This is a genomic window from Actinomadura sp. NBRC 104425, assembly GCF_030269545.1.
Taxonomy (GTDB): domain Bacteria; phylum Actinomycetota; class Actinomycetes; order Streptosporangiales; family Streptosporangiaceae; genus Spirillospora; species Spirillospora keratinilytica.
Genome location: NZ_BSTN01000030.1, coordinates 1 through 19,615, shown reverse-complemented (window position 1 = coordinate 19,615; position 19,615 = coordinate 1). Strand labels below are relative to the sequence as shown.

Below are 19,615 nucleotides of genomic sequence, written 5' to 3'. Positions count from 1 at the left end.
GACGCACCAGCGGTCAGGCCAGGGCGTCACGCTGAGGGCCGGGGGTGACCACATCGCCGCTCTGCGAACGGGCGGTCACGGCCAGCCCCTCGGCCAGCGCCGTACCGGTCGCGATCACCGTGATGTCGCCGGACACCGACCGGGCGCGCACGGTTCCGCCCCCGGTGGCGCGCACCCGCACATCCCCCGACACCGTGGACACGTCGGCCCGGCCGGCGAAGGCGGTCACCGTCACATCCCCGGATGTGGTAGCGGCGTGCACGTCGCCGGCGCGGCCCAGGTACACCTCCCCCGACACCGACCGGACCACCGCCGCACCGTCCACCGCCGCGGCCGACACAGCGCCCGAGGTGGTCTCGGCACGCAGCGCACCGACCCCACCGGCCGACAGGCCACCGGAAGCCGAGGTGAAATCGACCGCGGCGAACTCCCCCGAACACGACACCGGCGCCGACTGCGTGACCGCGGCCACCCGCGTGCCCACCGGGACGTGCGCGGTGACCTCGACTCGGCCACCGGCCACGATCACGCCGCGCCCGGTGACTTCGACTCCGTTGATGACGACACGGCCACCGAGATTGACGACGCCGTCGCCGGTGATCGCGACTCCGTTGACGGTCACACCGGCGGGGATGTCGCCGAACGACTGCACGACGGTCATCCCACGGTGGCCGATCACCGTTTGCGTGCCGCCCACGACGGCGACACCGCCGCCGACATGCGAGTCAACACGCACGCTCAGCGTGTTCGTCGCCTCATCCCACCGCAGGACGGCGTCCCGGACGGCGTCGTGAACGGCCGGGTCGTCACCGTGGGCGGTCACGGCGACCTCGGCGACCGTGCAGGCCGGGTCCGCGATGACCGTCACGTCACCGGCGGGCAGGTCAACCGACAGGGCCACCGGGCCGGGACGCGACGCGGTCAGGGCGCGGGTCGTCATGGGTTAGGCCACCTCTTTCATGTCGAGTTCGGACAGGTCGGCCAGCGCGGCGAGCTCGGCGGCGGTCAGCCCGGCCCACACCCCGTACTCGGGGCGCACCCACATCGCCAAGTCCAAGCACCGGGCACGCACCGGGCACAGCTGGCACACCTCCACGGCCACCGCCTCACGGGCCGCACGCTCGGCCGGCGACTCCTCACCGACCGGACCGGTGTGCAAGTCCGGGTCAAACCGGCACTGAGCACCAGCAGTCTGCTCGGGGAACACGAGATCCACCTCTCTGCGTCTTAAGACGCGACGTGTGTATTGAGACAGTAGGCCCAACGATGCGCCGCGTCAAGCGGTTGTCTCAAGACGGGTCAGTTAGGGTGTGAGCTGTGGCGAACCGAGATGACGCGCGCCGGCCCAGCCAGCGGGTAGCCGACGACCTTCGTGCCAAGATCTCCCGCGGGGATCCTGGGTATCGGCCCGGAGAGAAGCTCCCCACAGTCCGCGAGCTGCGCGAGCGGTACGGCGTAGCCGCCAACACCGCAGCTGCCGCCGTCCGGATGCTGGCCCGGGAAGGCTTGGTCAGCATTCGTCCATCGAGCGGGACCGTCGTACTCCCTCCCGGTGAACGGCCGGCCGATGTCCGAGAAAAGATCACGGCGATTCACGCCCATCTCCGTCGCTCCCGGTCGGAAATCGACAAGGCGGAGACGGAACTACAGAAACTGCTCGATCGGCTCCCGGCCAGCGGGAAGACCATCTGAGTGGCTCGCATGGCCCTGATCCTCGAACGTCAGGCCAGATGTTCGTAAGTCCGAACACCCAAGTCTGACACTTCCCTAACAACGCACTGACATCCCTGCGCACCCTGCCCCCCGGGACGCACCGTGACCAGTGAAGAGATAGACGAGGCACGTAAGAGGTTGGGTCTACGGCTGCGCACCTTCCGCAAAGCGGCCGGTTACACCCAACTGGAGCTTGCCAAACAACTCGGATACTCACGGGCTCGAATAGCCGGAGCAGAGAACGGCGAAAGTTGCGCAGCCCTGTTCTGGCAATGCTGCGACAATCTATTGAACGCCGATGGTGCACTAATCGCAGGATACGAAGAGATCGAAACGCTGCGACAGAAGCGCGCAAAGGAAGCAGCAGAGGCAGAGCGCAGGAAGAGAATTGTAGCTGCAGATGCCGCCCAGGAGGCATCTAGGCAAGGTGCAGCCGAAAAACTCCACGGCTTCAAGGCCCGTTCCCACAAGTTCATCACCGCCTACGTCGGCCACGACATCGCCGATCAACTCGCTAACAGGGAACGCGCAAAGCCGACCGGCGGGCTATGGTTGGATTCTCAGTCGGCGAGAGTGGCTCACTCCTCCGGGATATGCACTCTGCACATCTGGCCCTTCGGCGTTGCAATTTTCCACCTCGTCGAAGAGATCACGATGCCGAACATTGCGAGTCTGGCGCTTTGGAGAATCCGAAGCTATGCAGAAAACCTTGCATGGGCATCTCACCGCCTCGGGGCCACCCTCGGAAAACACATCACAGCATCCTATGTCCTAGGCGCCTACTGGGTGACTGAACCACAGTGGCCGGACCAGCATTTGGACAACGCTCTACGCATTATGTGCACGCCCAGGATTCTGCTTCAGCGGGAACCATCCAATGCTGACCAGGAGCAGGCCCAGGCCGAAGAAGCCGAGCGAAGAATCTTCGCCGCCGGACACGACGGAAGCGGCCTAACTTCGTTCGGACTCAGCGGAGTGTCCATCGGATATGCTTCATGGTCAGGAGTCGTCTACCATCCCATATCCCCCGTACAGTCACTCACAGAAGATGATCTAGTTAGCTGCGAACTGGCAAGCCAGGCAATATGGACCTACTGCGATCACATCAACAGTCAAGTGGAAAGCGGACACGATCCCGTAGTTCCAGATAGTCACGGTTGGAAATTCTTGCGAGGCACCAGATCCCGTCTTCTTAATCCACGCCCGCAAGAGACGGGGCAACACCGCGCCATGCGAGACGCTATCGTCGCCACGAGCGGCCTCATCGGACACCTAGATCATGCCATAAGCGCACTGCGCGAGACGATGAACCAGTGAGGGGACACCATGACCAGCAACGCTGTTCTTGTAGTTGTCGATGTACAGAACGGCTTCATTCGCGAGCCCTCAAAGCACGTCATCCCGATTATCGCCGATCTCGTTCACAGATGGCGAGGTGACGTCGTATTCACGCGCTACTTGAACTACGAAAACAGCCCGTTCGAACGGCTCATAAAGTGGACTGAACTACGCGAGTCGCCGCAGATCGACATCGTGCCCGAGCTTGCAGAGCTAGCCGAGAAGTCGACTGCCGTCATAGATAAGACCATGTACAGCCTGTTCGCGGACGAAAAAGGCCGCACCCTCGTCCGCGACAAGGGATGGACCGACATTTACGTCTGCGGGATTGCTACCGAGAGCTGCGTGCTCAAGACGGCCGTCGACGCCTTCGAGCTCGACTTGACTCCATGGCTGATCGAAGACGCCTCTGCAAGTCATGCGGGTGAGCACGTACATCGAGCCGGGGTGCTCGTGACTCAGCGGTTCATCGGCCAGGGGCAGATCATCACCACAGCCGACCTCCCGCCTCACCTCTTGAGACAAGGCCAGTCGCTACCCGAGCACGCTTGATTTTGGGGACCACATGGGGACAACACGCGATGCACGCTGGTGAACGTCGCCAGGTCGGACGAACACCATCCCTGTCCCCCTTCTTGCCTCTGACCTGCTGAAACCCCTACCCCACCGTCCTGGGGGTCAAGGGGTCGTGGGTTCAAATCCCGCCGTCCCGACAGAGAAGTAGCAGGTCAGAGGGGCTTCGGAGGGGTACTCCGGAGCCCTTTTGCGATCGTCAGGCCTCTTCGGGAGCCGAACGGGGAGCCGGCACTCTCCGATCTACGCCGACCGAGCACCCTCGTCGACCGACGGTTCCGGCTCGGGCGGGCTTCCTCCGAAGACGGCGTTGACGGCCGCGGCTCCCTTGGTGATCACCGGCTTGAGCTGGTGCCGGTAGACCTCACCGGTCACGGCCGGCGACGAGTGCCCGCACAGATCGGCGATCTCCTCGATCGACAACCCGCCGTCGCTCATGATGGACACGAACGAATGACGCAGTTCACGCGGCGACCACTTCTCCCCGATCCCCGCCTTCTTGGTGATGAGCCGGAAGGCACGCCGCACGTTGGCGGCGTCCAGAGGCGTCCCTGTCGGCGAGCAGAAGACGAGGCCGTTGTCCTGCCATGCCCGTCCGGCTTTGAGGCGCTGCGCGGCCTGGCCGGCGTGATGTCCTCGCAAGGCCTGTGCGGCCTTGGCGGGCAGCTCGAGGGTCCGGCGCGATTTCTTGGTCTTGGTGTCGCCGTGAGAGCGCACCGACCGCCAGATGTAGATGGCGAGCTTCTCGTGGTCGAATCCGACCTCGCCCACCGGGCGCCATCCCGCTTTCTCCCCCGTCCATGCCACGACGTGCTCCCAGCGCAGAGCACGCGCTTCCTCGGTGCGGATACCGGTCAGCAGGCTGAGCACCACATAAGCGTGGAGGCGTGAACCCTTCGCGCTCTCCAGGACCGCGGTGGCCTGCTGCAGTGTGAGAGCCTTGCTCGGACGCCCCTCTCGGCCCTTCGGTGTGCTGGTCAGCTCGGCCACGTTCCGCATCACCCTGTCTCGGGCCTGCGCTTGCCGGATCGCGCGTTTGAGAATGCCGTGGACGAGCCGAAGGCTGCGCGTGGACAGCTTGTCGGTGAGCCCGTCGAGCCACGCATCGACGTCGTCGGCGCCCAGCTCCCTGAGCTTGATGTGGCCGATCCTCGTGATCAGATGCCTGTCGGCCAGGGCGCGGTAGTTGCTGACGGTGCCGGGGGCACGGCCGCGCAGGCCTTTGGCCAGCCAGTCCTCGACCGCTTCGCCAACGGTGTAGTCCTGCGGCCCTTTGAGACCGGCCTCCAGGTCGCGGACCGCTTCGCGCAGCTTGTCCTTGACCTGTGCCTGGGTACGTCCCTTGCGCTTCAGACGTCTGCGCTTTCCGTCGGGGCCGTAGCCGAGGGTGAGCGCTCCGGTGAAACCGTCGCCTTCCCGGTAGATGCTGCCTTCGTACTTGCCGATCAAGACTTTCGCCATGGGAGGTCTCCGATCCTCGAGTTGGATGCGTTGATCCCGCCGCGAGCTCATCGCAGATCGCATGGCTCGTGATGGACCTCGGGGGAAGGGCGCCCGCTGTGGCTGCCCGGGGGAGGTCTGCCGCCGCTCGTGGACGACGGGCCGAGCCGGGGGTTGGATGCATCGCAGTGCCGACCACGGTCGGCACTGCGATGCATCCGTAGCGTAATACCCTGGTCAAGTGCTGTTACTGCTGTTCTTCGAGTGACGCAATGAAGTCGGCGAGGTGCCCGGCGGTGATGCGGCGCAGTCTGCCGATCTTGATACTGCGGAGCTGTCCCGTCCGGATGAGCTCGAAGACTTTGTCGCGCCCTACTTGGAGGATGTCAGCGACCTGTTCGACCGTGTACGCCCGAATGATCGCTTCTTGATGCCCGCCCAGCACGGCCCCACAAGGACCGCCGTCCGTGGCCGCCGGAGGGATATCGGGTTCCGTGAGCACTTGACCGTGCCCGCGAAGTGCGTCGTTCCTGGTCTTGGCTGCCGCGGGGATGTCAGCGCTGCCGACGAACGGCGGAGTTTTTGCGGTCTTGCGGGACGGTTTCCTTTTCCCGGCAGGCCGTTCGACGGGATGGTCTGGGCAGGGCTGCCTGATGTTGCTGCGGAGGGGGCATGCGGAAGGCATGTGGTTGTCTGCACTCAAAGGCAGGCCTTTCGGTCAGGTTGCGGGTGTATGAGGAGTTGGGCGGGTGGCGCCTGCGTAGTGGCGTTCGCGGGCAGGGTTGCCGATGAAGGGGGAGATGCGGACGACGTCGCCGGTCTGCGGGGCGTGGATCATGCGGCCGCGGCCGACGTAGATTCCGACGTGGTGGATGGTGGCGGGTCCGACGGGGTTGTCGGCGAAGAACACAAGGTCGCCCGGTCGCAATCGGGATCGGGGGACGTGCGGGCCGACGCGGTACTGATCGGCGGCGACGCGCGGCAGGCGGACACCGGCCTGGGCCCAGGCGTACTGGACGAGACCGGAGCAGTCGAAGCCCTTGATGCCGCGTCCATGGGCGATGCCGTAGGTGGGGCCTGACGGTCCGCCACCACCCCAGGAATAAGGGGTGCCCAGCCACCGCAAAGCAGCACGAACGGCCAAAACGCCACGGCCGGCGCCGGCGAGCGCGGGTGTGCGGGTGGCGTAGCGGGCGGCCCGGGCCAAAACGGTCCGAACGTACTGGTCGGAGTGGTTGTAATGCCAGATGGCCCGGGACAGGTGACGGCCGCCTTTGCCGGCGCCGTGGGCGCACAACAGGCGGGCGGCGCCGTAGATGGCGTCGGCGGGGTTGTAGCGGTCCTTGCGGCCGTCGCGGTCGCCGTCCTCACCGTAGGCCGCCCAGGTCGCGGCCAGAAACTGCATCGGCCCGCCGGCGCCGGCGTGGTTCTCACCGGAGCGGACGCCGAGGGCGGTGGAGCGGCCATGGTCGGATTCGGTCTTGCCGATCGCGGCCAGAACGCTCCACGGCAGGCCGGGGCAGGTCTGGGCGGCGTCGAGATACCAGCGCAGATACGCCGGCGGGATATCGGCCTTGGCCTCGTCGGTGGGTGCGCCGACGACGCCTGCGCCCGCTCCGGCGGCGGGATACCGCCCCGCCCAAGGAACGACGAGCAGGACGAACAGGAGCGGCAGACCGACCGCGGCGGCGCACGCGGCGGCGTAGGTGGCGGCCTTCACCGTGCGGGCCGCCAGGGCGGTCGAGGGTCAGCCGGTGTCGTGCCGGCGGGCGCCGGTGCGGGCGCGGCGCTGGGCTCGGTACCCGGCGCCTTTCCTGGTGGGCGGGTCGTTTGGGTCATGGGCGGTGTCCCCTGGGTCGTGGTGGGGCTGCCGCAGCACCTCGCGGACCGCTTCCCAGGAGTAGCGGAAGTCCTTGCCGGTCTTGAGGGCGGGGATCTGCCCGGCGTTGGCCATCCGGCGGACGGTCTGCGCGGACAGGCCGAGCTTGGCGGCCAGTTCGGCGGTGGTCAGCACGTCGGGGTCGCGGCCGGGTGTCTCGGTCATCGCGCCGGTTCCTGAGTCGCTGGTCATGGGGTCGCCTTTCCGTGTGGTGGTCGTGGGGCTGCGGAAGCCCTGTCACTGGGCGTAATGGAAAGCGGAAACGCTGTTTGACGTTGCTTGCGCTCCACAAGTCTGCCACGTACGGTGACTATCCGACAACTCACTGCGACGTTCCGGAGGTGTGCGGGTGAGTCTCCGCCCAATCAGATCGCCCCGCCCAACGGCGGCGGCCGGCGTCACGGCCCACCACGCTGGGGTGCTGGACGCTGTGGTGGTCGGCGCGCACGGCGGCGCCGGGACATCCACCCTGGCCGCGCTGCTTCCCGCAGCCTGGGACATGGATCCGATCAAACCCGCGCCGGGGCGCCCCCTGCTTTGCGCCAACGGCCGCCCCATCGTGCTGGCCGTCCGCAACACGGCCGCGGCCGCCAAACACGCAACAGCGGCGATCACGGCCCTGCGCGCATGGAACCAGCACGTGGCGGCACTGGCGATCGTCAGCGACGGCGGCCCCGAAACCCGGGACGCCACCGCCCGGTTCGCGCTGCTGGCCCCGCGGGTCGGTGGCGTGGTCCGCGTCCCGTATGTGCGGGCGTTGCGGCTGGTGGACGACCCCCGCCAGGTCGTCCTGCCCGGCAAGGCCAAGCAGGCCATCAACGAGCTCCGCAGCCTGCTCGGCGCTCCGCCGGTCAGCCGGTAGGAGGCGCCGATGCTGCTCTTCGATCTGCAAGCCGCACTCGGCCGCCTTGCAGTGCAGGCGTTCGAGCGGATGGTTCCGCTGGATGGGGGTGTCAGGGTGCCCGATCCGCCCCCTGCTCCGCCGCCGGGGCTGGAACAGAAGATCGACACGCTGCTGGCCTGGGGCAAGTGGGGCGTGCTGGTCTGCGGTGTCGCCGGGCTGTTCATCTGCGCCGGTCAGATGGCCATCGGCCGCAAGAACCGCTCCACCTTCGCCGCCGACGGAGCCACCGGCATCCCCTGGGTTCTCGGCGGACTCAGCCTCGCAGCAACCGCCGCACCGATCGTCGGAGTTTTCTTCAAATGACCAGTGCCAACACATCGTCGCGGACCAAGAACGGCCGCCGGCGTGATGGCCGGCCCCTGGTGGCGCTGACCATCGCCAGTGGAGTCGTGGCGGGAACCGCCATCGGTGCGGGCGGCGCGGTACTACTGCAGAAACCCGCTGGGCCATGCCGCAATCACCCTGTGGGACGGGAGACGGCGCAGTCGTGGACCGTGCCGCAGGTGTCACCGGCAGGGATGGTGTGGAGGGACTACCACGGTGTCCTCCTGCCCCACTCGGTTGACGGTCCATGGCGGACCGAGCACCGTCTCGCCTCGGGCTTTGCTCGGACTCCGCGCGGGGCGTTGCTGGCCGCCGTCCACATCGCGGTGCGAGCGAACGCGCAGTGGGGCCCGAAGGTGTTCGAACCCACCATCGGCAAGCAGGTCACCGGCCCCGATACCGACGCTCTGCTGGCCTCGGCCCGCGACCTGTACGCCAAGCACCGCAGCCGCACCGCGGACGGCGCAGCGCTGGGACGCGCCTACGTGGTGCTGGAAGGTTTCCGCTGGCAGGGCTTCTCGCCCCAGACCGCGAGTGTGGATGTGGTGTCGGCAGGTCCTGGTGACAGCGATGTGACCGTCAAGGCCGTGACCAGGATCCAGCTTCAGTGGCAGGACGGCGATTGGCGTGTCGTCGCCCCGGCGGGCGGAAGCTGGGGCGGCGCGGCCGCTGCGATCGATTCCCTGGACGGCTACACCCGCTTCCCGAACGGAGGCGGCTGACGATGCTGCTGCTTCCGTTGGACCCGTGCCCGTCGATTCTGGAACCGCGGTGCGTGCAGACCGCGGACAACGACGACCATCCGTTCCGGCCGCCGATGCCCGACATCCCTGCGGCGATCGGCGGAAACATGCTGAACGAGGCGGCCGAGGCGTTCCAATCTGCGGTCGGCTGGCTGATCTCCAACACCGCCTCCTGGTGGGTGAAGACGCCCTCGCCGGACCTGGAGACCGAGCCCGCGATCGGGTTCCTCCAAGCCCTGGTGCAGCCGCTGACGGTCGCCGTCGCCATGGTGTCGCTGCTGACCGTCGCGGCGAAGATGGCGCTCACCCGCAAGGCCATCCCGCTGATCGACGCAGGCCGCGGCCTGGTCGTGCTGGCGGCGGTCACCGTGATCGGCACGGTGGTGCCGAATTTGCTGCTGCGGTGGGGCGACGAGTGGTGCGGCTGGGTGCTGCGCGCGTCCTCCCAGGGGGACTTCGCCAAGCGGATGACGGCGATCGTGACGTTCCCCAGCGGAGCACCGGCCGCGCTCGTTGTGGTGCTGTGCATGATCGCGCTGCTGATCGGCATCGTCCAGGCGCTGCTGCTGCTGTTCCGCGGAGCCGCGCTGGTCATCCTCGCGGGGCTGCTGCCGCTGGCGGCGGCGGGGTCGATCAGTACGGCGACGCGGTCGTGGTTCGGCAGGGTCGCCGGGTGGATGCTCGCCCTGATCTTCTACAAGCCGGCCGCCGCCGCGGTGTATGCGACCGCCTTCACCCTCGTCGGCACCGGTAAGGATCTGCGCGCCGTCCTGATGGGGTTCGCGATGATGGTGATCAGCCTCGTCGCCTTCCCCGTGCTGCTGAAGTTCTTCACCTGGACGACCGGCGGCACCGAGTCCACCAGCGGCGGCGGAGTCCTGGGAGCGTTGCTGGGCGGTGCGACTGCGCTGGGCGCGCTGCGCGCCTACGGCATGGCCGGCGGCTCGACGGGCGGCGGGCGTCCCGGCTCGGCGAACGAGCATGCCGACTACCTCAGCCGGCAGCTCGACACCCAGCACACCAGTCCCCCAGACGCTCAGCCTCCGCTGCCGAAGCCGACACCCGGCGGCCAGCCGTCGCACATCCCCTTCCCGGAGCAGGGGCACGATCCGGGTGCGCCTTCCGAGAGTCGTCGGCCCGGCAGTGGTTCGGCTGATTCCGGCAAGCCGCCCGCGGGAACCGGCGGCCACCAGTGGGGGCCAACTGATGGCGGCAACGGCGAGCCGGTGGGCCCCGCCGCTCTCCAGACCTACGACAGCCAACGCCGCCACGGGCGGAACGCCGTCCGGTGGTTGGGCAATGCAAGCGGTGGCGACGACACCGGTGGGCCCAGCGGTGCGGTCGGTGAGGGAGGTGGCGGCGGTGGGGCATGACATCCGCACCTATGGCGGCTGGCGGCGCCGGCACGGCATCGGTCTGCTCGGCATGGACACCGCGTCCACGTTCCTCGCGCTGGGTGTCGCGATGGTGCTGGTGCTGGTCGCCGCGACCGCTCCCGACGTCTTCATCTACCTGCTTCCTCCGGTGGCGCTCGGTGGCGGGCTCGGGCTGGTCCGCGTCCAAGGCAGGCCGGTGGCGCGCTGGCTGTGGGCGCGGTTGCGCTGGCGATGGGGAGTCCTGCGCGGCTACACCCGCTACCGCGCCGGAGTCGTCACCGACCACCCGCGAGCCTTCCAGCTGCCCGGGGTGCTCGCACCGTTGACGCTGCTGAGTGCAGAGGACGGGTACGGGGGCCGGTACGGGATCGTCTGGGACCGCCGTACCGGTCTGCTGACGGCGACGCTGCGCGTTGTCCCGGCCTCCACCTGGCTGGCCGACCGAGGGGATGCCGATGCGTGGGTGGCGGCGTGGGGCGGGTGGCTGGCCGGGCTGGGGCATATGCCCGCGGTCCGGTGGGTGACGGTCACCGTGGACACCGCACCCGAACCCGGCTCCACACTGGCCGACGCGGTCCGCCGAGCCGTCGTCCCCACTGCGCCCGCACCGGCGCGCACCATCATGAACGAACTGGTCCGCGCCGCGCCGATGGCGGCCGCCGACGTGGACACGCGCGTCTCGATCACCTTCGATCCCAAGGCGGCGGCGTCCCGACCGAGGGACCTTTTGGAGGCGGTGGCGGAACTGGGCCGCACGCTCGACGGCCTGGCTTCCCGCCTCGGCGGCTGCGGCGTCTCGGTCCTGGGACGGGCCACCGCCGCCGAGATCGCCGGCGCCGTCCGCACGGCCTTCGACCCGCATGCCCGCGGCGAGGTCAACCGGCTGTTGGCCCAGCCCGGTTCGGAGGAGATCCTCGGCTGGTGCGACGCGGGCCCCGTTTCGGCGACCGAGCACACCGACCACTACGAACACGATGGCGGCCTGTCGGTGAGCTGGGCCTGGCATGAGCCGCCCCGCCAGAACGTGCGGTCGGACGTTCTGGCGCGGCTCGTGGCACCCGGCCCGTTCCCCAAACGCGTCAGCCTGCAGTACCGGGTGTTCCCGGCCGCGGCGGCGAGCCGGGTGCTGCAGCAGGAAGTGAACGCCGCGGCCTTCCGGGCCCAGTTCCGCCGCCGCACGGGTCGGGACGAGACCGCGCGCGACAGCTGGGATGCCGCCCGCGCCCGGCAAGCCGCAGTCGAGGAGGCCATGGGCGCCGGTGTGTGCCTGGTGTCGATGTACGTCACCGTCACGGTCACCGACCCCGACCACCTCCGGCAGGCCGCCGCCGGTGTCGAGGCCGCCGCCGACTCGTCCAAGATCCGGCTGCGCCGCCTGTGGGGCAGCCAGGCCGCCGGGTTCGCCACCACCCTGCCGTGCGGCATCTGCCCGCCCGCCCTGTCCCGCCGTCACATCCACTGACCACCACATCGCCGATCGGAGGCATGTCCCGTTGACGTCAGCACGCACAGCCGAGTCCCAGGCCATGGCCGAGGCGTTGGCGCCCGCATGGGGCTGGCGCCACCGCGGCGGCGGCCGCGCCTGCCACGTCGAGGCCGCGCCGGAGTTCCAGGCCACCACCGCGCAGGTGTGCGGGTTGTATCCCTTCACCGCCGGGTCGGGGACGCCCACGGCCGGCACCCCGGTCGGGCGTCACCAGCTGTGGGGCGAGGTCGTCTGCCTGGACCCGCTGGCCTGGCTGCGCGCCGGGCTGGTCACCAACCCCGGCATGTTCATCCTCGGCCAACCGGGGACCGGCAAGTCCACGCTCGTCAAACGCCTCGTCACCGGCGCCGTCGCGACAGGCACCACGCCGATCGTGCTGGGCGACACCAAACCCGACTACACGCGGCTGGTGGAGTACCTGGGCGGCCAGGTCATCCGCGTGGGGCGCGGCGTCGACCGCATCAACCCCCTGGACGCCGGGCCATTGGAGCAGGCGCGGCGACGTGCGAGCGGAGCCGATGCCGAGTCCCTGCGCTGGGAGGTGCGGTCCCGGCGGCTGTCACTCCTGCTGGCGTTGGCGACGCTGGTGCGCGAGGCGCGGATCACCAACGCCGAGGAGGTCGTGCTCGGCCGCGCGATCGACCTGCTCGACGACCACCTCGACCACGACCCCACGGTCGTCGACGTGCTGCGCATCCTGGAGGAAGGGCCGGACGAACTCCGCTCGGCGACGCGCGCGGATTCCGTCGGCGCCTACCGGGCCCAGACCCGCGACCTGGTGTTCACCCTCGACCTGCTCATCTCCGGTTCGCTCGCCGGGGTCTTCGACTCGCCCACCACGCGTCCGCTGGACCTGGACGCGCCGGCGGTCGGCGTCGACATCTCCCGCGTCCGCGCCGCCGGCGACAAGCTCCTCACCGCGGCGATGCTGTGCACCTGGGCCTACGCCTTCGGCATGGTCGACGCCGCCACCGCCCTCGCCGAGCTGGACGCCGGTGCACGCCGCTCCTACCTGGGCGTCATGGACGAGCTGTGGCGGGCACTGCGCGGCGCCCCCGGGCTGGTCGAGCACGCCGACGCCCTCACCCGCCTCAACCGCGCCAAGGGCATGGCCTCCATCATGATCACCCACTCGCTGTCCGACCTGGACGCCCTGGCCACCGAGGAGGACCGCGCGAAGGCCAAAGGGTTCGCCGACCGGTCGGCCATCACCGTCCTGGCCGGCCTCCCACCGCGCGAGCTGGCACGCGTCCACGAGATCACTCCGCTCACCGGGCCCGAGCAGCAACTGGTCACCTCCTGGTCGGCGCCCGACTCCTGGCAGCCCGGCGCCCGCCATCCCGGCCGCGGCAAGTACCTCATCAAGACCGGGGAGCGCCTCGGCATCCCCGTCGAACTCACCCTCGTCGGCCCCGAAACCGAGCTGTACGACACCGATCAGGCCGTCCGGGGCGCATGATGCGCGCACTCGGGCCGCGGGCATCGCTCTGGCACACCGGCGCCGGCGCCGGATGGCTGGTGCTGGCCGCATGTTGGACCCCTGTCGCCGGTCTGTGGGCGGTATGGGCCGCTGCGAAGATCGCCGCCTTCCTGACCGGCGGCACGGTGATGAGCTTCGGCGCCGACTTCGCCGCCGCCGTTCTCCACGGACAGACGGCGCTCACCTGGCCCGGCACGCCCACCTGGCTGGTTCTGCTCGTCCTCACCACCGCGCTGGCCGCGCTCGCCGCGGCCGTGTGGCCGGTCTGGCGGCACGTCGCCGCCCGCCTCCCGCAGCCGGGAGACCCGATCAAGGCGCTTGCCGACAACCCCGGCCTTGCGGCCCTTGCACCCGAAGCAACCGCGCGCAAGGCGGTCGCGTTGCGGCGGTCGCTGGCCGCGGCCGCACCGGAGCGGCTGGCGCGCGAGGAGATCGGGCTGGTGCTCGGCGACGTCCTGCTCCCCGGCGACCGCAGCGGCCCGACCCTGTTCGCCTCCTTCGAGGACACGGTGGTGGCGTTCATGGCGCCGCGTTCGGGGAAGACGACCACCCAGTCCATCCCCCACGTCCTGTCGGCGCCCGGGCCGGTCATCGCCACCAGCAACAAGGCCGACCTGTGGTCGGCGATCGCGACGGTCCGCGCCGAGGCCACCGGGGGGCGCATCTGGCTGTTCGACCCGCAGCACATTACCTACCAGCCGCAGACCTGGTGGTGGGATCCGCTGGCCGGTCTGACCACCGTCGAGGACGCCCACCGCCTCGCCGGACACTTCGTCCTCACCGTCGACGACGGCCAGAAGAAGGATCTGTGGGGGCCCGCGGCCCAGGACCTGCTGTGCGGACTCTTCCTGGCCGCCGCCACCTCCGGACGCTCCCTGCACCACGTCGCCCGCTGGCTGGACGAACCCGCCGTCCCCACCCCGATCGAACTGCTCCAGGCCGCCGGATTCCACCTGATGGCCTCATCGCTCAAAGGCACCCAGAACGGCGCCGTCGAGACCCGCGACGGCATCTACCAGACCGCCCGCACCGCAGCCAAAGCACTCCGCGATCAGGAGATCCTCGCCTGGGTCACCCCCAACCCCGACCTACCGGCCTTCGACCCGGACGCCTTCGCAGGATCCCGCGACACCCTCTACCTGCTGTCCAAATCACTGTCGGCAGCCGCACCGCTGATCGCCGCGCTGACCGACACCACGATGCGCGCGGCCGAACGCCGCGCCGAGCAGGCAGGCGGACGCCTCGACCCGCCCCTGGTCGTCGCCCTCGACGAAGCCGCCAACATCTGCCGCATCGCCGACCTGCCGCAGCTGTACTCGCACCTGGGGTCGCGCGGCATCATCCCCGTCACCATCCTGCAGAGCTACGAACAGGGCGTCACCGTCTGGGGAGAACCCGGCATGGCCGCCCTCTGGGGCGCGGCGACCCGCAAACTCATCGGCGCCGGCATCGACTCCCCGCGTCTCGTCCGCGACCTGGCCACCCTCGTCGGACAGCACGACGTCCCCGTCCGGTCCATCACCTACAGCGACGGACGCGCCAGCGAGCAGATCTCCCTGCGCCGCCAGGACATCCTGGAGGCCGCCGACATCCGCGCCCTGCCCGCCGGAACCGCGCTGCTGCTGGCCACCGGCACCAAACCCGCCCTCATCCGCCTGCGCCCCTGGTACCAGGGACCGCACGCCGACCGCATCCACCAGGCCATCAAGACCGCCAGCGCCGCGATCACCGAGGCCGCCCGCCGGCACTACAACCGCGACGGCCCCACCACACCACCGCACACCTCATAACCACCGGTCAGTGAACCCACGAGAAAGGACGTCACGCATGCCGAGCCCGAACACCCGGAGGTTCCATGTCCACCATCGACACGACGAGCACGGCTGAGGAGCAGCACCCCAAGCCCCTGTATCCCGACGTCGCCAGCTGGGTGACCGAACACTTCATCCCGCTCTACCGCCGCACTCTCGGCGGCGAGTTCCGCTGGTGCGCCGAATGGTGGCGACACGGCGAAGCGATCTCCCGGCTCACCGCACTGTGGTTCTCCTGGGAGGCCATGCGCCTGCAGGGGGCGACCGGCATGGCGCTGTGGTACCGCGACCACCTCGACCACCAGCTCCCCGTGCTGCTCGGCCCGCGCGGCCCCTTCTACCAGTGCACCGAGAACGAGCACATCGCCCCGCACCAAGCCAAGGTCGTCCCCGTGCCCGCCGGCTGGTTCGGCCTCGAAGACGACGACGCCCTCCACGCGCTTCTCCAGGAAAACGACCAATGACCACGCCCGCAGAGACCACGAACGCCACCGCACACCAGCGGCAAGCAACCCCGAGCCACGCAGGAAGCAGCGAAGCCGCATCGCGATTCGCAGCGTCTTCCGCCACGGACGTGCCCGAGGCCCAGGCCGAGCGCATGACCAGTGTCGAAGAGTTCGCCGAGTATGGCGCGGAAACCCTGGACGCCTACCAGGACCTCTTCGAGGAGACCGCGCACCGCGACCACCGAACCGACGACGAGCACGCCCGCGAGCTGATCGGCGACCTGCTCGTCGATCTCATGCACTACACCGAACGCCGCGGTCTGGACTTCGACGACATCCTCGCCCGAGCCGAGGCGGACTACCTCCTCGAGCACCCCGACGCCAAGGTCTTCCCGATCGGGACCGCCGTCGAGCTGGACGGACCGCTCGCCGACGAGGCGATCATCCTCGGTCTGCCGACCCGCGCCAGCGTGACCGGAGTACTCGTTCCCCTTACCGGCCCCACGCAGTACTACGTGCACTTCCTCGGCGAGACCGCCAATCGGCCCGTCATCGCCGCAGACCTGCGGCCCGCACCGCCCTTCCCCGCCACGCCCACCACCGCAGGCGTCATCACCGATCCGCTGCAGGCCGAGGACCACTTCATCCGAACCCTGACCCGCATCGATGCGGCCCACCCCCGAGGCGACCAGCCGACAGCCGACCTCCGCGCAGACCGCGACTCCCTCCTCAACGCACTGACGACCTGGAACAACATGGACGAAAGAAACGTCATCGACCTACTCGCCGCAAAGATCGCCAAACAGCTCTCCGCAGGCGAGGAACGGCAACCCGCGCAGGGCGTCAAGCTCTCCGCAGGCGAGGAACGGCAACCCGCGCAGGGCGTCAAGCTCTCCGGCGAGCCGACCACGCCGGGGCGGCTCGCCAATCAGGGCTTCCCGGAGCCTCTCACGCAGCAGCTGGCAGGCCGACCATCCGCAGGGCGGTCAGCGACGGCACCTCACCCCGCTCACGCCTCGAAGAACTCCAGGGCCACTCCCTAGAGCCGTCGAGCCGTCCCAGCCGCTCCAACGAACAGCGACGACCGCCCGCGCCACCCCCGCACCGCCCCATGGAGAATCCCTGTGAACCGCTGCTTCCAGCACGTCACCGAGCACATCAAAGCCGCCGACAGCATCCCCGCACTGACCATCACCGCCACCTTCGGCCTCACACTCATCGAGCACACCGTGCCCCTCCTCGCCAACGCCAGAGGAGATGCGCTCCGCACCGCACTCGCCGAAGCCACGGATGCCCGCCGGGCACTGACCACAGCACCCTGTCTCGGATGGCCCCAACACCCCACTACGGAAGCCGACACCGAAGCACTCGCCGGATCGACAGCGACCCTCGTAATGGTCGTCGCGCAAGCACTGCTCACCGTCGCCTCCAAGTCGACCGATCCCGCCGACCGAGTCGCCTGCCTGAAGGCGACCCACCACCTCGGCCACGTCCACACGGCCCTTGGATGAACCAACCCGCGACAAGATCACCCACCCGATGGAGAACCTGCCCATGACGCACGAACACGGTCACGAAGACGTCCGCCGCAATTGGCTCAGCGAAATCCTCCACACCGCGCTCAACGACCTGGCCCACGCCGAACGGGTCATCACCTCCCTCGCCGCCCACGAACCTGACGGCTTCATCGCCTGGGGCATGGCCGAAGGCGAAGCCATCCAAGCCCACCGAGCCCTCAAGCAAGCCCCCAGCCTGAAGACGGCGCCCCCACCCACCCACTCGGACACCGACGCGACCGTCGACGCGCTCTTCGAACTGGCCAGGAGAGCCACACAGCACCTGGTCCGCGCCGCCGAACTGGCCACCGACCCGGACGACAAGACGGCCTGCCTGCAAGCCGCCCTGCACGCCGGACGACTCCGAGAAGCCCTGCGGTAGCCATGGCCACCTTCGGTGAACTCACCTCACTCGCCAGCGAGTACCTGTCCGACCTGCAGAAAGAACTGTGTGATCCGCACATTGCCCAGAAACCGCAAATTTCAGGCTTCACCGCGGAGCTCGCCCGGCTGTCACACGTCCTTCACCGCTACCAGGACCAGATCGCCACCGGCTTCGGCGCCCCGGAAAGCCACGACACCGGCGTCCGGGACGCCGCCCGGCGTGCAAGCGACCTCATCAAACAAGCAGAACGGCTCCTCGGCCCTCCCGCCACCAGCGAGATCCCCGATTCTCCCCTGGCCGAGAAGATCCGCTCCGCATCCATCGCACTCGGCTGCGGCCTGGACGTGCTATGGTCCCACTTCCAGGCCCCGGCACGAACGGCCTCAGAAAGCGCAGCCATCATCGCAGAAAGCGACACCGCCCGCTCGCTGCTGCACCAGCTCACCGAACACATCGCCACCGCAGGGAACCTCGCCGGGCATGCCCCGTCGCCGTCCAACCACGCCAGAGAACTACTCCTGAAAGCCGCCGACCTCTCCCGCGTCCACGGCAAAGAAGAGGCACCAGCTCCTATCTCAGCCGTGCCGCTCCGCCTCAAACCAAACCGACTCCCTCCGACACTGGGCGAGGATACGGTTCAATCACTCGTCGGCATACGCACCACCATCCAACGCCTCGACTTTCCCGTACACCCGCCGTCCGTCGCCACATGGCGTTACCTCGCCCGAGCCGCCGCCATCACATGCGACATCAACGCCAAAATAATCAACCAACTTCTCCTAGGCACAAAAGAACACAGAAGAGAAGACATCACCCTCCTCCTGCAGAACGCGGCAAAATCACTGGACCACACCAGCCGCAGATGGCGAGTAGTTGTACGCAACTGGGACAAGAGACTGGATCACTGCGGCCACCCGAACAGCGAACAGGCAACCGACGCCAGCGACCTGATCGTGCGCCTCGGACGACTGATCCACACCGATCCGGCCTGGACTCCAGGACCGCGGTCCTCCTACCGCGTCAAGCCCCCCGAGGAAGTCGCCCCGAACGCCCTGCAGGCAGCACGTATAGGAACAGCAGCACTACTGGCGATCGAGGGCTGCAACGCCATCGCCAGACACCCCGGCGCCGCGATCAACGACGCCGCAGTACTGGGAAAACTGGAGCGGCAACGCAAGCCCACCGCCAACCGATGGGATTCATCCGCGACAACGGCAGCACGCCGCCTGCTCTCGTACTACGAGACCGCGACGTCCAGCGGCCTGACAGCGATCACCACGCTCGGCCGAGCCGTCCAAGCCATCGCCCCGACCACCTACGAGGGTGCTGACGAAGTGGCACTGCTCATCCGCCAAGCGACCCGACTGAGCGAAGCAAACCAATACTCAGCCGCCGCAGCCGACTTCCCAACCCCCGCCAACAGCAATCTGTCAGTAGCCACAACAAGCAAAAGCAATTCCCGCCAACCCCGCCCCAGCCCCCGCCGATCGATCCCCAAGACGTGACTGCGAGGGCTTTAGCCGCGATCAACGACCATGCGACGAGTGATCGTATGACCTGTTGACCGGTGTGGTCGTTGTGCCGATCACAGCGGTCGATGCCGACACCTGGACCGTGAGCACCGGCCAGGATGCATCCGTCGCAAACGTGCCAAATCGAGTGGCTCTGAGGGGCTGGTTGACCGACGCGATGGTCTATCACCAGCGGCTTGAACAGGTGGGCAGGTGCGGCCCGCCCTCGGAGGGCGGTCCGCAGCAGGAGCAGGCCGCCCATCGGTGGTGAGAAGTGCGCGAACATACGGTCGTAGTAGTGACGGTCGCCGATGAGCGTCCGTGCCCAAGTAGCGGGCGACCAGGTCCGGATCTGTGTCCGGCATCTCCAGCAGTCTCGGGCCTGCCCGTGCGAAGGCGACCGGCAACCCGCCCGGGGCGCATAGCAGATGCAGCCGCAGCCCCCACAAGAAACGCGAGCGGCAGGCGCAGCGACCGTACTCGGCCCACGACCAGCCGACTGCACCGGGCAGCGTCACGGGAAGGTTGCGTCCACGGAGGTGGTGTACGAGTTGATGCAGGTCAGAGGGCGTGGCGTCGTGAAATGAGACGGCCATCGCGTGATCCTTCGAGAAGCCGAAAACCAAGATCGAAGGAGAGGACGCGATGGC

General features: G+C 68.5%; 21 protein-coding genes. 15 read left to right on the top strand and 6 right to left on the bottom strand.

The annotated features are described in order from the left end of the window. Positions 1-13: 13 nt before the first annotated feature. Positions 14-940, bottom strand: a complete 927-nt coding sequence (locus tag QSK22_RS28940) for a DUF4097 family beta strand repeat-containing protein (protein ID WP_285497602.1) — start codon at positions 938-940, stop codon at positions 14-16. Between the two features lie 3 nt (positions 941-943). Beyond that, positions 944-1,159 (bottom strand): WhiB family transcriptional regulator, encoded by a 216-nt coding sequence (locus QSK22_RS28935; protein WP_285497601.1) that lies wholly within the window; start codon positions 1,157-1,159, stop codon positions 944-946. A 158-nt stretch (positions 1,160-1,317) separates the two neighbouring features. Between QSK22_RS28935 and QSK22_RS28930 the strand changes: the two genes are divergently transcribed. The 3 genes from QSK22_RS28930 (at position 1,318) to QSK22_RS28920 (ending at position 3,603) form a co-directional block, all read left to right on the top strand. Beyond that, positions 1,318-1,692, top strand: coding sequence for a GntR family transcriptional regulator (locus QSK22_RS28930; RefSeq protein WP_285497599.1), 375 nt, complete (start codon positions 1,318-1,320; stop codon positions 1,690-1,692). A gap of 123 nt (positions 1,693-1,815) precedes the next feature. Then, on the top strand, positions 1,816-3,030 hold the full coding sequence (locus tag QSK22_RS28925) for a helix-turn-helix domain-containing protein (RefSeq protein WP_285497598.1): 1,215 nt from the start codon (positions 1,816-1,818) through the stop codon (positions 3,028-3,030). A gap of 9 nt (positions 3,031-3,039) precedes the next feature. Further along, complete coding sequence (locus QSK22_RS28920; protein ID WP_285497597.1) at positions 3,040-3,603, top strand: cysteine hydrolase family protein; 564 nt, start codon at positions 3,040-3,042, stop codon at positions 3,601-3,603. Between the two features lie 264 nt (positions 3,604-3,867). Here the strand turns inward: QSK22_RS28920 and QSK22_RS28915 are convergent, their stop codons facing one another. From QSK22_RS28915 to QSK22_RS28900, 4 genes are all read right to left on the bottom strand, one after another. Continuing rightward, on the bottom strand, positions 3,868-5,085 hold the full coding sequence (locus tag QSK22_RS28915; RefSeq protein WP_285497596.1) for a site-specific integrase: 1,218 nt from the start codon (positions 5,083-5,085) through the stop codon (positions 3,868-3,870). A gap of 226 nt (positions 5,086-5,311) precedes the next feature. Beyond that, positions 5,312-5,509, bottom strand: coding sequence for a helix-turn-helix domain-containing protein (locus QSK22_RS28910; RefSeq protein WP_285497595.1), 198 nt, complete (start codon positions 5,507-5,509; stop codon positions 5,312-5,314). Between the two features lie 273 nt (positions 5,510-5,782). Continuing rightward, the gene (locus tag QSK22_RS28905) at positions 5,783-6,784 is read right to left on the bottom strand and encodes a C40 family peptidase (RefSeq protein WP_285497594.1); all 1,002 of its coding nucleotides are present in this window, start codon (positions 6,782-6,784) and stop codon (positions 5,783-5,785) included. Between the two features lie 27 nt (positions 6,785-6,811). Continuing rightward, positions 6,812-7,135: a helix-turn-helix domain-containing protein gene (locus tag QSK22_RS28900; protein ID WP_285497593.1), complete on the bottom strand. Its 324-nt coding sequence runs from the start codon at positions 7,133-7,135 to the stop codon at positions 6,812-6,814. Positions 7,136-7,361: 226 nt separating this feature from the next. On the opposite strand from QSK22_RS28900, the gene QSK22_RS28895 reads away from it, so the two are divergent. From QSK22_RS28895 to QSK22_RS28840, 12 genes are all read left to right on the top strand, one after another. Beyond that, the gene (locus QSK22_RS28895; RefSeq protein WP_285497592.1) at positions 7,362-7,805 is read left to right on the top strand and encodes a hypothetical protein; all 444 of its coding nucleotides are present in this window, start codon (positions 7,362-7,364) and stop codon (positions 7,803-7,805) included. A gap of 9 nt (positions 7,806-7,814) precedes the next feature. Continuing rightward, positions 7,815-8,150 (top strand): hypothetical protein, encoded by a 336-nt coding sequence (locus QSK22_RS28890; protein ID WP_285497591.1) that lies wholly within the window; start codon positions 7,815-7,817, stop codon positions 8,148-8,150. Beyond that, on the top strand, positions 8,147-8,893 hold the full coding sequence (locus tag QSK22_RS28885) for a DUF8175 domain-containg protein (RefSeq protein WP_285497590.1): 747 nt from the start codon (positions 8,147-8,149) through the stop codon (positions 8,891-8,893). The genes QSK22_RS28890 and QSK22_RS28885 overlap by 4 nt, the downstream gene beginning before the upstream one ends. A 2-nt stretch (positions 8,894-8,895) precedes the next feature. Continuing rightward, positions 8,896-10,287 carry a hypothetical protein gene (locus tag QSK22_RS28880; protein ID WP_285497589.1) on the top strand — a complete coding sequence of 464 codons (1,392 nt, stop codon included), beginning with the start codon at positions 8,896-8,898 and terminating at the stop codon, positions 10,285-10,287. After that, positions 10,277-11,752 carry an SCO6880 family protein gene (locus QSK22_RS28875; protein WP_285497588.1) on the top strand — a complete coding sequence of 492 codons (1,476 nt, stop codon included), beginning with the start codon at positions 10,277-10,279 and terminating at the stop codon, positions 11,750-11,752. The genes QSK22_RS28880 and QSK22_RS28875 overlap by 11 nt, the downstream gene beginning before the upstream one ends. A gap of 64 nt (positions 11,753-11,816) precedes the next feature. Then, a complete protein-coding gene (locus tag QSK22_RS28870; RefSeq protein ID WP_285497587.1) occupies positions 11,817-13,235 on the top strand; it encodes a putative type IV secretion/conjugal transfer ATPase in 1,419 nt (472 codons plus the stop codon). Then, positions 13,232-15,046, top strand: a complete 1,815-nt coding sequence (locus QSK22_RS28865; protein ID WP_285497586.1) for a type IV secretory system conjugative DNA transfer family protein — start codon at positions 13,232-13,234, stop codon at positions 15,044-15,046. The genes QSK22_RS28870 and QSK22_RS28865 overlap by 4 nt, the downstream gene beginning before the upstream one ends. 65 nt (positions 15,047-15,111) lie before the next feature. Continuing rightward, a complete protein-coding gene (locus QSK22_RS28860; RefSeq protein ID WP_285497584.1) occupies positions 15,112-15,531 on the top strand; it encodes a DUF4913 domain-containing protein in 420 nt (139 codons plus the stop codon). Between the two features lie 110 nt (positions 15,532-15,641). Continuing rightward, entirely contained in the window at positions 15,642-16,556 is a 915-nt protein-coding gene (locus QSK22_RS28855; protein ID WP_285497583.1) for a hypothetical protein, read from the top strand. Between the two features lie 81 nt (positions 16,557-16,637). After that, on the top strand, positions 16,638-17,024 hold the full coding sequence (locus QSK22_RS28850) for a hypothetical protein (protein ID WP_285497582.1): 387 nt from the start codon (positions 16,638-16,640) through the stop codon (positions 17,022-17,024). Continuing rightward, complete coding sequence (locus tag QSK22_RS28845; protein WP_285497581.1) at positions 17,017-17,451, top strand: hypothetical protein; 435 nt, start codon at positions 17,017-17,019, stop codon at positions 17,449-17,451. Before QSK22_RS28850 ends, QSK22_RS28845 begins: the two co-directional genes overlap by 8 nt. A 2-nt stretch (positions 17,452-17,453) precedes the next feature. Continuing rightward, the gene (locus tag QSK22_RS28840; RefSeq protein ID WP_285497580.1) at positions 17,454-18,959 is read left to right on the top strand and encodes a hypothetical protein; all 1,506 of its coding nucleotides are present in this window, start codon (positions 17,454-17,456) and stop codon (positions 18,957-18,959) included. Positions 18,960-19,615 lie beyond the last annotated feature (656 nt).

Bases quoted from the DNA above. Each gene is read 5' to 3' on its own strand.
- QSK22_RS28870 (WP_285497587.1), top strand. From the start codon at position 11,817: ATGGCCGAGGCGTTGGCGCCCGCATGGGGCTGGCGCCACCGCGGCGGC.
- QSK22_RS28885 (WP_285497590.1), top strand. From the start codon at position 8,147: ATGACCAGTGCCAACACATCGTCGCGGACCAAGAACGGCCGCCGGCGT.
- QSK22_RS28860 (WP_285497584.1), top strand. From the start codon at position 15,112: ATGTCCACCATCGACACGACGAGCACGGCTGAGGAGCAGCACCCCAAG.
- QSK22_RS28940 (WP_285497602.1), bottom strand. From the start codon at position 940: ATGACGACCCGCGCCCTGACCGCGTCGCGTCCCGGCCCGGTGGCCCTG.
- QSK22_RS28865 (WP_285497586.1), top strand. From the start codon at position 13,232: ATGATGCGCGCACTCGGGCCGCGGGCATCGCTCTGGCACACCGGCGCC.
- QSK22_RS28900 (WP_285497593.1), bottom strand. From the start codon at position 7,135: ATGACCAGCGACTCAGGAACCGGCGCGATGACCGAGACACCCGGCCGC.
- QSK22_RS28915 (WP_285497596.1), bottom strand. From the start codon at position 5,085: ATGGCGAAAGTCTTGATCGGCAAGTACGAAGGCAGCATCTACCGGGAA.
- QSK22_RS28920 (WP_285497597.1), top strand. From the start codon at position 3,040: ATGACCAGCAACGCTGTTCTTGTAGTTGTCGATGTACAGAACGGCTTC.
- QSK22_RS28880 (WP_285497589.1), top strand. From the start codon at position 8,896: ATGCTGCTGCTTCCGTTGGACCCGTGCCCGTCGATTCTGGAACCGCGG.
- QSK22_RS28840 (WP_285497580.1), top strand. From the start codon at position 17,454: ATGGCCACCTTCGGTGAACTCACCTCACTCGCCAGCGAGTACCTGTCC.
- QSK22_RS28890 (WP_285497591.1), top strand. From the start codon at position 7,815: ATGCTGCTCTTCGATCTGCAAGCCGCACTCGGCCGCCTTGCAGTGCAG.